Here is a 15,926-nt window from a genome sequence, read left to right as displayed (position 1 = left end):
GCGGCGGCGTTCCGGTCGTCCAGAGCTTTGTCTTTGTTTCACCGTCCGACTGTAATGCCGGGAGCGTGATACTGTATAGGGAGTTGCGCAAATCCTTGTCAATCCACAACTCCTGATTAGCAACCTCTATTCCCCCTTGTGTGACTGACACAAAGAACTTATTACTGAACTCATCCTGCTCGGCGATCTCCTGTAGCTTTGCTTGCCGGGCAATTGCCAGATCGTCGGGTTCGGGATCAGGCACAACCGGTTGTTCCGGTTCCGGCGTTAGCTCCATGTTCCAGACCTCCATCTGAGACGCATCCGGGTGTTCGGCATGAAAAGCTGCTTGTTCGTCACTAAGATCCAGGTACGCCCCTTGTTCGTAATCTTCGAGGGTTCTCCCTACCCTATAAGAAGCTGGGAGTATATCTGTAAGCTCCCAAAATCCTGTGTTTTTGTGTATGTATATCATATCATTAATATTTAATCAACATCATGTATTAACCTAACGCAATTTGAGCTACCAGGAGCCCAATAGCTTCCATCTTTAAAATTACAGGTATAATAACCGCTACCATATCCCATATTCCCATAAGTGGACGTCCAGTACCAATCATTTTGTAATACAGATCCTACATTACTAAGTGCTTTATTAATAATTGACTTGTTACTATAAATAACTCCCCATTCGTCATTCGTAGGCATTCTCCATCCTGTTATCCCCTGTATCGAGTAAGAAGATTGTAAAGAAGTAGCAGAACTATAACTCACATATGAGCTTGCTTGGTCTGATAATGAAATATATTGTGACTCATTGATCATTACGCCTACCACTACACCATTTTTTCTGTAATAGTCCCCAGCTTGTAGCTTGCTACCTCCTAATACTATCCGCCGTTTCATATCTTTCCCGTTTTGAATTAATTACCCTTAGCGATTACCACATAAGTACCATGTATGTACCTTACAGAGATAGATGCGATCTTACCAGATGCGATCGTTATACTCGTATCGTCACATTGCCAACCAGATGCGTTCGGGAGCGGTTGTGTGATGTTTGACGACGAACTATTCTTGATGTCGATCATGCACTCCCAACCTTCCGCCGGAGTAGATGCAAATGATAAGGCGCTGGCGGCTGACAGTGTAACTGCAATCGAATAAGTGCTAATCGGTATATTCGTTAACGAAGTCATCGTTACTGGTGAGAGCAATACAACTCTTTTATAGTCGCCATTATCCATTAGAGCTTCCGTGCCATTTCCATCTATAATAAGTGTAGATAGCCCTTCATATCCAACTAAACTCAAATCTGAATAAACGTACAGTGTCACAAGTTTTATAACATTTGAAACACCGCCGTATGACATTGTCATTGCGCTATTAACTATGTATTCGCCCGAATTTTTAATGATATTAATTGGTACAATTACATCATCCTTCATCAAACCCGAAGTTATTTTATTATTATAAGCGTCTTGTATTTCATCATAAAATGACTGTGGAATAGTATTTAAAAAATGGCCATCAGCACCATAAGCCTGAGTTAAATCTAAATATACGGCTTTAGGGGTAGTATTAACTACTTCTACCGTTCCATCTGCGTAGTATTCTCCATCTTGTTTCCTTATTATAATGTTTAAACGAGAAGCTACAGGCATACCTATTACCGACAGGTCAATATTAACGCTTACTGCAAAACCTATATTAACACCATCAATCATTCCAGACATCGATGATACAGGAAAGAACATAGGCATTCCTGATACATCATATTGCACAAAGACCGGGCGATTGGCAATAACACCATCAACTATAGAATTAAATGAATCTTCCCCACCTAAAGCCATAAGAATCTGATCAGAGGGTATCGCTTGGATATTATCCTTATTTTGAATAAATAAGGTAACAAGGCTGTCGGGAATAATGACAGAACCTTCTCCGACTATCTCTACCCACGCCTCATTCTTCCGACCATACGTCTTACCATCAGCCGGTGCATCAGGTATAGCATCCGGTATTTCGGTCTTTAATGCATATTCTGATCCTTGCTTACCATCTAACAAATCAGCGTCAAGACCTGAACCACTACCGTCATTAGCCTCATGCCATACTTTGCGATAAGCAGTATCATATATTGACAATCCATATGTATCGTGTAAACCAAACTGAACACCAGTAGTTCTATTAGTAATTCCGATACCCTTTAAATATTGAGAGACAGAACCCATCGTTCCAGTAACAGTATCTTTATAAACAAACTGTATCCTTGGATTATTATTTGTATTTTTTATGTTAAGGCTAACATCATTTGTATCAGTAGTAATAGTATTAACCCCAGTAGTCTTTACAAATTTACCCGCATCTTTCGCAAGCATATAATCAGATCCCTGTTTCCCATCTAATAAATCTGCATCAATCCCCGACCCCGGTCCATCGACATATTCGACAAAGCGCCCAGACGTGCTATCACTTGCATCAGGTACAAAAAAATACTTCTTACCGGCTACAAGTCCAGCCCCTTCAGCAGAGACATTACCCGATCCTGCACCTGGCAAGCCTGTTTCACCACGAGGGATAAAAAAGTTCAATATATACTTAGGATTGCCGTTAGGTGTTTCCCCATTTGGCACAACTTCTACTGATGCTTCGGCAGAAGGGGCTAATGTCGTTGTAGTCCCAGCTTCGAAGACAGCTGGTTGACCGTTCTTTCCTTTTGGTAAGGTAAGGTTAAGGATGTATTTGGGATTGCCGCTTTCATCAACACCGACTTGGGAAAAACTACCGGAAGGGGTTTCTCCTGATATGGCACTGACAGATTCTAAAACAGGGGTTTTGCCATCTACTCCGTCCTGGACGTTCTCTGCTGCTTTATTTGCGTTTGCTGCAGCATCATTTGCGTTATTGATAGCGATTGATGCTGCTTCGGAGATTTGATCCATTTCGTTACGGACCTCTGCGGCGGCATCTGTGGCTGGTTTTTGAAACAGAGTAATAAGATCAGCCGGTATTGCCTCCCAAAATTCTTGTATCTGTTCTGTCGTTAAGTCGGAAAACTTCAGTTTCAGAACATCGTAAGAAACTAAAGACCTGTAAGCAGTATCCGGTTCGGAAACGTATTTCCATTCAATGCCGGAAGAACCGGTACGGAAGACCGGCGTTTCACCGGCAGCGCCTTTCAAGTCTGCGATAGCGATTAGATTTTGCCAATTGCCGTCCGTATAACGCCATTGGATGTAATCCTTCGTGACTTGCAATGACACTTCACGCCCATCGACACCCTTAAGAACCGATACTGCAACACGCACAAGTTTATACGTGTTGCCAAGAACTTGAAACACCGGCAGCGAGGAGATACCCGTGAGGGATTGAACCTCTTCATACTGCCCAGGATCTTTTGCGGTCGTGGAAAGCAAATCATTTACTGCAGCTGCGATTTGCTGCATGATTTCCGGTGTGATTGTATTATCTGGTATGATGATATCTCCTACTGACATAATTTATTCTGTTTTTGATTCGTTAAATACGCTTATGACATCATCAAGTATTGTATTAATGATTTCCTTTACGTTTGTATAATTTATGAAAGCCGAACCAGGCAAAGAAATATAAACCTTCCCGTCTTTATAAAACTGTGCATTGCCAATATTTTCTCCACCGAATTTTGTTTTAATGGAGACTGAAACATTAGAAGGCTCTTCATTTGTACGCTGAATTATCGAATACGATATTTCACATCCAGCAACAGTGTTACTGCCTTCTCTTGTACGCATATCCCTTGATACATCCATGTTTATTCCTCCTTATTTTCTGATTCTTCCGCAGCTTTCACTATTGAATCGACAATGAACTTTTTGATTGATAATCGTAAAAATGGAATCATTACGTCGTAATCTTCATCTGAAATTTCCACGATTCCATCAGAATAATAAATCTTTTTTGCCAACTCTGAGATAGGTACAGTTTCGGCTTGACGATGTAATGAATTTCCGACAAGATTGCGAACATCCCTTTTTTGGAAACTATCAATATCCACTTCTACATTTAATTCTTTAAAATTCACCTGTTTCATAATCCTTTGTTTTATATTGTTAATTAAGTTAATCTATTCCTACCTACCATTACTATATAGAACTGCGCATCGTGAGCATCTCCGTTAGTAGCTACCGCTTGAAATGTGAAAGACGTACTGCTTGTTTTATTCGTTATGCAGAATGAACCATAGAAATTATTATATCCCCCTATAATAGGCATATAGTCTATATCTGTATTACTATTTCTTGTAAAAGCTACAGTATAATTGCCTGTTCCATTTCTTGTACAGCGTCCCCAGACAATCCCTTCTCCCCATACTTTAGTCATGCTACCTGACGTTCCACTATTCATGTAATAAGCGACGCCCAGGACACCAGGCATATTCCAGGTTTCTCCAGATCTCTGATACCAGCTCGCACCGCCGGCGGCATGAACAGCGGCACTCCCTGTTTGAGCAGATAATGATAAGCAAGTCCCAGTTACATTACTACTACTTATGCTTAGACCAGTCTTATTGTCGGCTCTAATTGCTAAAATTGTCGATGCAGCCGGATTCATGTGCAAAAAATTAGTGCCGGGGTAAGTAGTACTATACATATCAAAACTTGCACCAGAGATTGTGCCCGATCCTTGCCCATTGCTTGAATTAGATAGAGATGAATTTCCAATATACCACCCTCCGACGGTTCCCTTTACCGCTTGTATTTCATTAATGGTAGCATATTGAACATTAAGATATCCCCCTAATATAAACCCACTTGATTTCATGGCTTCAATTACAGAAGACTCCTTTGCCCAGCTTGGAATAGCACCAGCCTGAGTCAATGCTTCTACAGCTTTTTTTGCAGCTTCATCTGCCGCTTTTTGTGCATTAGTGGCATTTGTATTTGCCGTTGAAGCTGAAGATGCTGCCGAAACAGCCTTATTCCAAGCGTCCAGAGCATCATATGCTGCATTATTTGCTGTGTTTTGAGCTGAACTTATCCGATTATTGACTGTATTATAATCTGATAGCATAGAAAACGAAACCGCACCATTTAAATTTACCCTATTTGCTTGGATCAATATACCGCTTGTGCCTACGTTGATAGCATTCACAATCGAACTTCCGTTCTCCATGTCCTTTTTCGCGAATAGAGTCGTACCTTGTGCCTCGGTTATCCATCCAGAAGATTCTATCGTATTGTTGATATTATCCACCTTCGTCGAAATACCCGACATCTGTTCGGCCGTAATTTGCAACTGGCTGTCATAGTGTATATATACTTGCTCTGTCTCGCTGTCTACATAATCTTTGGTTGCTAATAGCTTGATATATTCTTCTGTTTGCTGAAAATCCGTCTGCAATTTTATAATCGCATCGGCTATCTCATCAGAGAACAACCCTACACCATAGATTAAGATTTCCCCCGTAAACCGAAGTTCAAAATTTCCAGTCCCGTCCCATTTGCCAACCTTAGAAATCTTTTGGTAGCTGTCGCTTACCGGTAATTGCTCTTCGTGATACAGGTCCGTTCCGGGGATACCAAACCCGCATGAACCGGCACGAAGCACTTTACAAAACAGCGAAAAAGAATATGTCTTCTCTTCTCCTTCAGTATGATCCGGTATGTTCATTATGCCGTTCTGCTGAAGGATATACGTGTTTCTTATACGCAGAACGTTTCTACCGTTATCATTGTAGATATCGGCGACCTGGTCTTTTTCAACGTAGAAACTACCGTCCATCCATAAGTATTCACCCCCAATGTTGATGAAATGGACATTGTTTGCGGCCGTCCAGTAATTAGTATTCTGGCTAAATGATGAATTAACAAGGATATTGCCACCTTCGGCCGAGATATCGTTACGGATACCGTCAATAAGGCTTTCAAACTTGCCGTTCATGGCTATGAAAGTCTGATCGATTGTATCTCCATTTTGAAGGATCATAGTTGAATTTTCGATATATATGCCATTTAGATAAGCACCATAACCCGACAGCTGATCGCCTCTTTGCGTTCTGATACCAGTAAGATGCCCAAGACGAGCTTTCAACTTGCCTTCTGTACTGACACCGGTAATCCCGTCATATACATCAATGAAAGGAGCACCGCTGTCGGCAGTAGTGAGATAGATCAATCCTTGACGGTCTGTGTCTTCATCATTACCCCAGCGCATAGCAAAGTCTCCGGCTTCCGGCTGTCCAGTGCCTTCAAGTAGAGGGATGGCAATATCAAAGTAATCGCTATCAACACCGATACAACGCCCCATAAGATACTTGATACTTGTCGTTCCGGTACGCGTCTGGATTCGTACACCGTCACCTTTGCGTAAGTTCATAAGCATTAGCCCGTCCATATCGTCCATATAACAACGATATCGGTCCACCATCACTTCCACGCGGGCAATCTTGTTCAGATCAGAAACAATCTGACTACCACCAAGGCCGTATATCTGCGAATAAACGATTTCGTATGCTGTAAATGTCTTACGGACAAACAAGTTGTCCATCTCTGCCGTTGCAGTCGAGATGTCAACTTCCACCCCCCATCCTGCAAATCCAGATGCAAACGAAGGAGAACTCACACTATTACCGACGAGTATATCACTTCTTACACGAAGTGAGTCTAACGTGGCCGCTCCCGGGGCCGTGATCTCCCAGCCCTTTCCTTCCCAGTCATCAATAAAAATGGATGAGCCGATCTTCTTATCGAATAGTATATTGCCATGCGCAGTGTCGTCGATATCCTTTCTTAGATACCTCTCATCAAGATAAGTAGCAAGCCTTGCACTCTCTATAGACGTAACATGGCCAAGATCATCTATGCCTATATTCTGAACGAATAAATCATCAAAATTTGATGTTGATTTAGCCGTCGAAGTTTTTTCATGGGAAATAGTAAAAGTTACAATCTCCCCGGCCATATCTTTTTTGATGTCAATACCAACCCCTTCCTTCAAATCAACATCCACATTTACAATTTCTCCGCTTCCTGATCCTGTACCGCCTATTCTCTTTACGAGATTATCGCTTCCCAGACAGAACAATGCAGGGTCATAAGGGTTATCATTGAGATACAATTCTCCTCTGACCAATCCGTTCAACTCCCAATCTTCCGAACCATCATTTACAGCAACAACAGGAGCAGCGGCAACCGTCTTTCCTTCACTGTCAATAGCCGTTTCCGATCCGTACCAAATCCGTTTTGTTAACTTCTTTCTACTCATAGTGAATCAAGATGTGATTGGTTAACAAAACTTCCCTCATTTCCATCAAATACAAGGACCTGACCATCTTTAGCATTCGAGACATTCAAGCTGACCTCACCAACAATACCCGAACCATCCGGATATTCGGTAAAGCCGTTATAGGATACATTCTCGGAGCATTCCACAGTCATTGTATAGTTGAATTGAGGGTATCTTTCTGCAATAGCCTGTTGTTCCGGTATGCTCGATTCGCTTCTTGTATAAGAAACGCCATTGATCTTTACCGAAGACAGGCAAAATATATTATTCAAAAGACGGGCTATTTCAAACGGAACGCCTTCATTATCGCCTATTGTAAGCGTTTTTTTCTCATAAGGGACAGAATACAGGTTTATCGGTTCTTGTCTCTGCGTCCTAAACTGCTCGTTCTCTACCGCAAGCTGTCGGCCATCTGACTTCACTCCGCCTTCAACGCGCATTCTGAATGTCCGCATTGTTCCGGATACATCGAAAACAGCACCAAAAGCTTGTTGATTATTCGTATTAGTGTATTCTACTTGTATGGTATCAGGAGTCAAGGATGCATCATGTACGCAGAAAGGAATACTGACTGCCTTGTCGCTTTTGCCGTCAGATATTGTAGCCTGATACGTGCCATTAGAAGGGTTTATCGTAAACTCATACAGCGTATTATATTCGTTGATATCGTGTTTTTGAGGAGATACCGGATATATAGTACCATTGTATAAATCTACAAGAGACATAGAAAATGTTTTATTAGGGACATCCACTATCTGTACAAGGATCGGTATATCTTCCCTGGCAAACTTCTGAACATAATCAATAGAATGTTCAAAGCCGTTACTTTCAACGTCGAAAATCAAAGGAGATACACTGCTTATATTTATCATACGCTTATACATACAAAAAGAGCCGTGCATGCAGCGTTAACTACATGTACGGCTCTTTGGCTCTATGTCTGCAAATATAGTAATTATTTAGAACAAAGACAATGCTAATCAATATTTTTGCATATCAACGTATATTCTGTAGATTGGACCTTTCCTATATACTCCGTTATGTCGGATACATACCCACTATACAGCCTGTTGTTATATCTAAAAGAGATCAACCCTTCATACGAAGGAGGGAAAGGGGAAAGCCCTATAGTTTCGACTTTCACAGTTTCTACCCTAAAGAAATGACTGTCTATTAAAACAGAGGACTTCTCGCTTTCCTCTAATAAAACAGCATCGGCATTACCTTCAGAAGCGGTAAAATCAAGTCTTTTCGTACAAGCCGACAGATACTCTTTATTTGCAAGCAGCATCCTTCTTGGAGAATAGGCTACGTTAAAGACTGAATAAGGGAATAATACCCCGGAAGGACGATATCCCTGCCTATTCAACTTTAATACAAGCGAAGATGTTGCCGGATCAAGAACCAATATCGCATCTACGATAAACAGATCATTATCGGAGGTATCATCTTTTGTTTCTTCTTCCCTCTTTTGGGACAGGAACTCAATTCCATAGCAATCCGCTCTATAAGGGCTAACTAACTTATATATGTTGTCATTAATGTTTACACCAGTAGAGAAACTGTTTTTTACATGAAACTCGTCACGGCCATTTATTTCATCATAATCTTTCTTCTCATAGCCGACTTCTACACCGGAATAAATCAAAGCGGTATTTATCGAAACATCCAAGCTATTTACAAAATCAAGTTCTTTTATCGTTTCTGGATCATACATTTTTGTAAAATGACGGAATACGACTTTATTGCCTTCTATCTTATAGTAATAGCCTAAACATGCTTTAGCCCATTCTGCGAACTTGCTGAATGAAGTGTGTACCTTTGCATTGGTTATTCCTCGGACGCTTTCGGCGGCCATCATAAAAGGAATTGCGATAGCTCCTTCTTCTACAAATCCCGATATGTCAGTTAAACCCATATTGGATAGAAGAGAGGTAAGAAGGTCATTAGGGGTAAAAACATCAATATTGACAGGTTCATTTCGGCCGATGTATGAAACACTCAATTCTTTAACATTGGACACAGTTAATAGCACATCTCCTTTCCATAACGACACATCATCACCTTGTCCAACCCACATTATAATCCTATCACCCTCTTTCAAGTCAATATCATAGGTTTTATCTATACTAACCTTACTCCCAAAAGGTATTGATATCGTATCTATAACTGTAGGAATTGGCTTTTCTCCATCTTTTACCCTTTCATATTTTTCTACCATTAGTCTTAATTTATTAGTATCTCCTCCTTTAATTGTGGCATATACATCAAAAGACATTCTATATTTTACACTTGTACGTGTAAGACCTTTAATCATATACCCCGTGTAATAGTTTGCGTTACCAGTAGAAGTAATTGCAACATCCCCTACATCTATTTTGTTCTTAACGGGGAAATTAACGGTTCCATAACTAACCGGGAAGTTATAGGCCTCCATGATAAATTTAGCAGGCATACTTATCTTATAAATACCTTCTTCAGTCTGCTCTTCTGTAGGAACAACATAAAAATCGCATTTATTATTCAGATCCATCCTATCATAATAAAGCTCACCGGATTTTAGACTTGAAACCGGGATATCATAAACCTGGGACTTGTTGGCATTAATTATCGCTTCAGCACTATTGTCTACTGCTTTAATAGATATAGTATTACCGTTATTCTCGTATGAAGAGAAATCAAGAGTACATCGCATCTTCTCATTGTATGTCCACGAATTATTCAACACCCCTATAACTATTACAGCAGAAGCATTCAAATAGTTTGTTAAAAACTCATGTTCCAAGAGCAGATAAGAATTACCAGCAAATTCAAAGGAATCTCCAAAAGTTCTATATACTCCACCAAAATCTTTTCTCCTAATAGAAGTCTTTACGTCCTCCCAATTTACAAGGTCGTCTGTTGCTTCATACTTTTTCCCGCCTATTAATAATTGCACTCGTATCATGTCAATTCAATTTTGAGTTCATAAATGAATTATATTCAGATCTTTGTTGGCCTTTTGATATTATCCGACCCAATGAACGAATTTCTTTCTTTAAATCATTGTTTGTCTTGTTATTTGCCTGAATAATACCCTCTGCATCGAAGTTATTAACAATCTGAACCGGTTCCCCAGCTTTGTTATGCGTCAGCCAATAGCTATTATCCATAAAGCGGGAGTAAAACTCCGGATCGTGGATATCAGGCAAAACTTCAGCGCCTTTAGGAATCGGCATAAGTGTCGGCGTGTCCGGTGTGATATAGGCTTTACCTCCCGATATAATAGCTTCGTGTTTGCCGGCATCACCAACAATAGCCAAGCCTCCGGGATGATAATCTGTACCTTTTGCATATTTTGGGATAGGCTGAGCTATGATGGTAGCAAGTTGAGCGGCCCCAATAGCAGCAACGATAGCAGCGGCAACAGCTCCACCAAAAAATCCAGCCTGTGCATATGTTTTCATTACTGCTTGTGCTGTATTTGCTATTGTTTGGGATATACTAATAGCTTTATCGAATTTCGCTTGTTTTGCTTGCAAGTCCGCCTTCTTTTTTTCAAGCTCCGCATTACGCTCTGATGTTTGTTCTTCTGCCGTACGTTTACGGGCTTCTGCTTCTTCTGCTGTTATAATATCTTTCTCTGCCAAAGACTCTATATCTGCGATTTGCTTATCATATGCTTCTTGATTCGCTTTAATATGATTGTCTATATTATTTATTTGACGTTCATATAAAGCGCTTCCTATTCCGCCAACAGCATTTGCAGCATCATTTACAATACGAACAACGGTGTCTATTTCTTTTATATGCTCCTTAAGCCACTCTTTAGAAGACTTTTCTGATCTTTTATGTGCATTTACCGCATTCTCGGCAACCATGTTATCCAATGCCATTTCGGCTTCGGCAACAGATCTTTTTGCGTCAAGCAGTTCATTACCCGTAAGGAGGGAAGCAAGTAGCTTAAGCATACCTATCTGGAGTTTGGCGCCTTCTACAGCGTATTTTTCGGTTATCTCCGCACTTTTTCTTTCGTACTCCTCCTTAGTTATCAATCCTTCAGCATATTGATTCTTTAATTCATTCAATTCTTGACTCGATTGCTCTTTTAATGCCAAAGATTCATCCGCATACCTATCCTTTATAGATTTTATTTCATCCTTACGGCTTTCTTCTTCTCTCAATTTATTATATTTCTGAATGATGAGAAGCTTCATAGCCTCATACTCTTCCAAGTTGGATACTTGTTTCTTTAATGATTCAAGTTCCTTCTCCTCCTGAAGGTTTAACGATTCAAGTTTTAATGCTAACTCTTCATCACTACCTTTTTCTACAATGCTTAAACGATATGATAATTCTTTTTCCTGTATTGCCAGAGTATGCTGTCTATCAAATTGTTCTAATGCATTACTCATTTGAATACTAAGGTTTTTACGAGTTTCAATTTCATTTTGTGAATTGCCTCTTATCGCTTCAATCCTTTTTTGATAATTGAAAATTAATTGCTTCCGCTCTTTTTCGTATCCGTCTTTCATTGTTCCTATAACGGAATCCTGTAAATTTTGCTCTATTTTAAGACGTTCTCTTGCTGCTTTTTCTTCTGCCTTTAGTTGAGCTTCGGTTTTATAAGTAGAAGAGGAAACTACATCTTTATTATCAATAGGTTGCTTTTCTATTTTTTCAATAACATATAAAAGTTGCTCTGCGGAAGTGGTTGCCTCATTCTGAGCTGTAGTGAGCTGCTTTAGCTTATTAGTATTTCCACTAACATAGTCATAAGTTTTTTTCCCTGTTATAGGGATAGTTCCCATTAAACTCCAGGTATACCTCCGCTAATTCCTCCCGCTGCACCTTCCAAGATGGATTTATTCTTATCATGTTCATCAAGTTTTTTCCTTTCATCTTCATAATCTTTAGCCAACTTCAACTGCTCTTCGTATCGCTGCTTGAGTATGTCTACTACATTTTCTTTTGCTTTTCGTGCTGCTTCAACTTCGCTTAATCCCTGTTTTATATACCCATCCCTTAAACCTTGAATATCCTTATAATATTCTTCTTCAATCTTTTGCTGTTTAGCCAATTCTCTTGCTTCCCTTTTGGTCTGATTGATTCTTTTTTCAGAAAGCTGTTCACTGGTACTAACAAGCTCATTTATCTTTCCAACTAAAGTTGTAGCCCAATCAACAACTGTTTTCATTATTCCCGCACTGCCAGAAAAAGTAAGCATTAAACCTTCCCATGCTGAAGATAATTTTGTCAATGAGCCAGACAGGTTATTAACTCTCTCTTCTGCCGCTTTTTTAAGTTCGTCATTTACATCTGTGATAGATTCTTTAAACTTGTCTAAATCCTCTGCCCCTTTGACAAATCTCGCAAAAGCAGCAACACTTCTCTTATCTGTAAGATCAAGCATTTCATTCAAGTCAATGCCTCTATCTCGAAGAGAAATAAGGCCCTTTTGTAATTCTTCCAGGTTTTTTACAGGTCCACCCAATGCCTTTGCTAATTTCCCATTGGCATCAGCCAGATTAAGAAAAATATTCCGCGTTGCAGTAGCAGCCATAGACGCATCAAAACCGGCATCAGACAATTTTGCAAGCAATGTAAGAACGTCTTCTATTTCAAAACCAAAAGCCTCCGCAACGGGAGCCACAATTGGTATTGCTGTTGCGAGTTTTTGGAAACTCAAAGCCGATCTGTTAGTCGAAACAGCCATTGCGGATACATATCTATCCATATCCTCTGCATCGGCTCCAAATATTCTAAGAGCAGCACCAGCCAAAGATGCTGCATCAGGTAAAGAAGCTCCCGTTGCCAAGGCGAAATTAAGCACAGCTTCGGTACTGGCCAATATTTCATCCCTACTAAAACCTAATTTGGCTAATTCTGTTTGCAAGGCAGTAACCTGGGAGGCTGTTGCCGAAGTCGTTTCCCCTAATCTCCTTGCATCGTCAGTCAACTCCTTTATCTCGCTACTTGTTGTCCCAAGAATAGAAGCCAATATAGAATTTGCTTTCTCAAAGTCTTTGATAACAGAAATAGAATCAGAAATAAATGTAGTTAACCCTTGTACGGCCAATCCTGCAACTTTGTAAGCAGCAAATCCTGCTGCAGCAACGACAATAGCCCCCTTTTGCTGCTTCAGGACATTCATTGTAGCTTTTACTTTGTCATTAAAAGACCCTTGTGTCTTCAATGCTTCCAAGATTTGATCCTTATAACCTCCAATGCTCATCTTTTGCTGAGTATAGGAATCTCTATTCTGTTTTATGTATTTGGTGTTTTCATCTATTTTTCGATTGAAATCTGCCCGTATTTTAGCAGCATTAGCGTCAGCATCGGAAACATCCTTTACAGCCTGTCTTAATTTACGGTTTTGATCTTCTGCCTCTGTAATAGATTTTACCTGAGTGCGCATTATTCGTGTGAGTTCTTCTTCAGTGGCTTTCCTTTTCCGGCTTTGGCTCTCCACTTGCTTGTCAACATTCAGCTTTTCTCTTTCGGTTTTGATACGTAGCAATTCTGCAGCTGCATAATCCTTTGCCGCCTTTGCCAATTTGCTTTCTATATCCGCCCGCAGTTTAGCCGCTTTGTTATAATCTTCAACAGAAGATTGAAGCCCAGAGATATTTGTTCCATATTCCTGTATTTTAGCATTCAGTTCTTTTAGGTTTTCAGGATTCAGTTTAAGCCCATCCCCTAACTTCTTAGCAAATTCAACATATGTTTTTTGGACTGAAACAATTTTACTGTCCAACTCTGTTAATTGGTTTATAGCTTCTTTTCCAACAATGTCTGTGATCTTAGTTTCGTTTGCCATAGCTCTTTACCTCTTTTAATTCGTCCAACATCATTTTTACCATATTCCCATATTCTGCAGCAGTGTATTTCAAAGGATCTATGTACATCTTAAAGTGAGTCCCCACAATCATTCTTTCCCTTGTAAAGTCAATGGGCTTTACAGGCAAATTCTGCTTTTGCCGTTCCTTGTTTCTTTCTAATGTCAATCGCATTTCTATATAAGATCGATTTGAATTAATTGCATCGAGAGTCTTATCAATAGTTTCTTTTGAATGATCGTCAGCCATTTTTATACCAACATATTCTAAGATGTCTGAAGCATTTTTGTATGAACCCATATTTATCAAATTAGCGGCAGCATCAAGCAAGGTTAGCTTTATATTAGAATTGATTATGCTGTTTTTCTTCCCTATTTCAAAAGATAAATTATTATTTCCTATGATAGAAGCGTATTCTTGCATCAAGTATGATGCAGTATCACGCAACTCATCATTCGAAACCTTCCCGGAAACAACCAGTGCTTCCAAATTTCCGTTGTACACCTCTATGAATTTGCACAGGGGAATTTCATCGCATTTTGTGTATATTTTTGCCATATTGTTATATTTACGTTATACTAAATACATTCATGCCTATCTTCCCAGACCAGCATGAGCTTTAATGAAGACTTATCAAAAAATGTTTTATATCGTTAGTACTTTTGGTTCCCAATTTTTACGATACAACTTTCTTAGGTATAATATTAATTGTTCGTAGGTTGATATAAATCCTTCATCTATCAAACCGGCAATCTTCTTTTCCAACTGCCACAATTCACGCTGTTTATTTTCATCACCATGCTTATTACGAAGCATCTTTTCGTGAGAGTTGAAAATGATCCAATTCAATGCCTCCCCTATTTTCTGCATGGCTTTTGGCATGAAGTCTCTCGGAACAACCTTCATTACGGCAGAACTTAATTCTTTATAAGCGTCACCAGCATCATTACGGTAACGAATCATTTGATCTGTGACAAACATAACAACATCAACTTCAAATGTCGGATTTATCCACATCGCAAATTTTGTGAATAAGTAAGGATTAACCCACACCTTATCACTTGTCCTTCCCTTTTTAGTAGATCGACCTTTTATTTCTTCTAACACCTTAATATTCACCATGTCGCATTTTTGCGATATGGCTAATTTTGATTTGAGAGCTTGAATAAATTCACCTGTTTTAGAAGAGGAAAAAAATTTGTTCATTTCTCTCTTTTTGTTGTTTGGATTATCATTCCATGACTTTAATAAAGATGAAGCATCAAAAAATCCATCTGATGTTCTTTGTTGTACACTGTAATTCCCAATAGTTCGGATCATGATTTGATTTGTCTTCATGTTTTGTTCTTTTTGAGTTAAACAAAAAGAGCCATACCCCGTAGGATATGACTCTTACCGGGTATGGCTCTTAGGCTCTATATCTTTTTCTATGTCTTACAAATATAACCAGAATATACGGAATAACAAAATTGTACTATGAATTATTATTCCCCTTTGCTCTCTCAATAGCCTGAATAGCATAATAAGCTGTAACGTTCTCCGCTACACCCCGGTTAAAGGCATTCCCTTCATCCATTCCAGCCAATATACGTTGTAGCAGAACATTGTTGTTTGCTGATATCTGAGGTTTGCCTCTTGCAGCTTAATTAAGTATTCTATTCTATCTTCATTCATCATCTACATATCACAGATAATGTACATATTCAACTATATCTCCCTTACTTCCAATTGCGTCTATAGGCTCAAAAGTGTAAGTGTCGTCATGCTTGCGGATAATAGCATAGATACGCAGTTCCATCTTAGCTGCTTTACCAGCCAATCGTCTTATATTATCAAGGTTCGCCATTGCTTTATTTTGAG

The 15,926-nt window shown here is 39.6% G+C and carries 12 protein-coding genes and 1 pseudogene; all 13 read right to left on the bottom strand.

All coding sequences use genetic code 11. The features are described 5' to 3' along the window. Positions 1-454 (bottom strand): annotated as a pseudogene (locus tag DW083_RS16515) (hypothetical protein); the annotation flags it as partial. An 11-nt stretch (positions 455-465) separates the two neighbouring features. Next, positions 466-885, bottom strand: coding sequence for a DUF1566 domain-containing protein (locus DW083_RS22030; protein ID WP_147382152.1), 420 nt, complete (start codon positions 883-885; stop codon positions 466-468). Between the two features lie 17 nt (positions 886-902). Beyond that, on the bottom strand, positions 903-3,479 hold the full coding sequence (locus DW083_RS16510; protein ID WP_122333132.1) for a hypothetical protein: 2,577 nt from the start codon (positions 3,477-3,479) through the stop codon (positions 903-905). A 3-nt stretch (positions 3,480-3,482) separates the two neighbouring features. Then, positions 3,483-3,773: a hypothetical protein gene (locus tag DW083_RS16505; protein WP_122333131.1), complete on the bottom strand. Its 291-nt coding sequence runs from the start codon at positions 3,771-3,773 to the stop codon at positions 3,483-3,485. A gap of 2 nt (positions 3,774-3,775) precedes the next feature. Next, a complete protein-coding gene (locus tag DW083_RS16500) occupies positions 3,776-4,054 on the bottom strand; it encodes a hypothetical protein (RefSeq protein ID WP_122333130.1) in 279 nt (92 codons plus the stop codon). 23 nt (positions 4,055-4,077) lie between these two features. Then, a complete protein-coding gene (locus tag DW083_RS16495; RefSeq protein WP_122333129.1) occupies positions 4,078-7,227 on the bottom strand; it encodes a hypothetical protein in 3,150 nt (1,049 codons plus the stop codon). After that, a complete protein-coding gene (locus tag DW083_RS16490; RefSeq protein WP_147382151.1) occupies positions 7,224-8,120 on the bottom strand; it encodes a hypothetical protein in 897 nt (298 codons plus the stop codon). Before DW083_RS16490 ends, DW083_RS16495 begins: the two co-directional genes overlap by 4 nt. Before the next feature lie 104 nt (positions 8,121-8,224). Next, positions 8,225-10,195, bottom strand: coding sequence for a hypothetical protein (locus tag DW083_RS16485; protein ID WP_122333127.1), 1,971 nt, complete (start codon positions 10,193-10,195; stop codon positions 8,225-8,227). A 1-nt stretch (position 10,196) separates the two neighbouring features. Continuing rightward, positions 10,197-12,038 carry a hypothetical protein gene (locus DW083_RS16480; protein WP_122333126.1) on the bottom strand — a complete coding sequence of 614 codons (1,842 nt, stop codon included), beginning with the start codon at positions 12,036-12,038 and terminating at the stop codon, positions 10,197-10,199. Further along, on the bottom strand, positions 12,038-14,047 hold the full coding sequence (locus DW083_RS16475) for a phage tail tape measure protein (protein ID WP_122333125.1): 2,010 nt from the start codon (positions 14,045-14,047) through the stop codon (positions 12,038-12,040). The genes DW083_RS16480 and DW083_RS16475 overlap by 1 nt, the downstream gene beginning before the upstream one ends. After that, positions 14,031-14,624, bottom strand: a complete 594-nt coding sequence (locus tag DW083_RS16470; protein ID WP_122333124.1) for a hypothetical protein — start codon at positions 14,622-14,624, stop codon at positions 14,031-14,033. Before DW083_RS16470 ends, DW083_RS16475 begins: the two co-directional genes overlap by 17 nt. Before the next feature lie 87 nt (positions 14,625-14,711). Then, positions 14,712-15,404, bottom strand: a complete 693-nt coding sequence (locus tag DW083_RS16465) for a KilA-N domain-containing protein (RefSeq protein WP_122333123.1) — start codon at positions 15,402-15,404, stop codon at positions 14,712-14,714. 346 nt (positions 15,405-15,750) lie between these two features. Beyond that, a complete protein-coding gene (locus tag DW083_RS22135) occupies positions 15,751-15,912 on the bottom strand; it encodes a hypothetical protein (protein ID WP_158582127.1) in 162 nt (53 codons plus the stop codon). Positions 15,913-15,926 lie beyond the last annotated feature (14 nt).

It is taken from the genome of Parabacteroides sp. AF48-14 (genome assembly GCF_003477465.1).
In the GTDB taxonomy this organism is placed as follows: domain Bacteria; phylum Bacteroidota; class Bacteroidia; order Bacteroidales; family Tannerellaceae; genus Parabacteroides; species Parabacteroides acidifaciens.
Note: the sequence above shows the minus strand (reverse complement) of the source record. Positions and strands in the feature narration are given on the sequence as shown.

Coding starts and splice junctions, on each gene's coding strand:
- DW083_RS16500 (WP_122333130.1), bottom strand. CDS start 4,054: ATGAAACAGGTGAATTTTAAAGAATTAAATGTAGAAGTGGATATTGAT.
- DW083_RS16490 (WP_147382151.1), bottom strand. CDS start 8,120: ATGATAAATATAAGCAGTGTATCTCCTTTGATTTTCGACGTTGAAAGT.
- DW083_RS22135 (WP_158582127.1), bottom strand. CDS start 15,912: ATGGCGAACCTTGATAATATAAGACGATTGGCTGGTAAAGCAGCTAAG.
- DW083_RS16505 (WP_122333131.1), bottom strand. CDS start 3,773: ATGGATGTATCAAGGGATATGCGTACAAGAGAAGGCAGTAACACTGTT.
- DW083_RS16465 (WP_122333123.1), bottom strand. CDS start 15,404: ATGAAGACAAATCAAATCATGATCCGAACTATTGGGAATTACAGTGTA.
- DW083_RS16475 (WP_122333125.1), bottom strand. CDS start 14,047: ATGGCAAACGAAACTAAGATCACAGACATTGTTGGAAAAGAAGCTATA.
- DW083_RS22030 (WP_147382152.1), bottom strand. CDS start 885: ATGAAACGGCGGATAGTATTAGGAGGTAGCAAGCTACAAGCTGGGGAC.
- DW083_RS16480 (WP_122333126.1), bottom strand. CDS start 12,038: ATGGGAACTATCCCTATAACAGGGAAAAAAACTTATGACTATGTTAGT.
- DW083_RS16470 (WP_122333124.1), bottom strand. CDS start 14,624: ATGGCAAAAATATACACAAAATGCGATGAAATTCCCCTGTGCAAATTC.
- DW083_RS16510 (WP_122333132.1), bottom strand. CDS start 3,479: ATGTCAGTAGGAGATATCATCATACCAGATAATACAATCACACCGGAA.
- DW083_RS16485 (WP_122333127.1), bottom strand. CDS start 10,195: ATGATACGAGTGCAATTATTAATAGGCGGGAAAAAGTATGAAGCAACA.
- DW083_RS16495 (WP_122333129.1), bottom strand. CDS start 7,227: ATGAGTAGAAAGAAGTTAACAAAACGGATTTGGTACGGATCGGAAACG.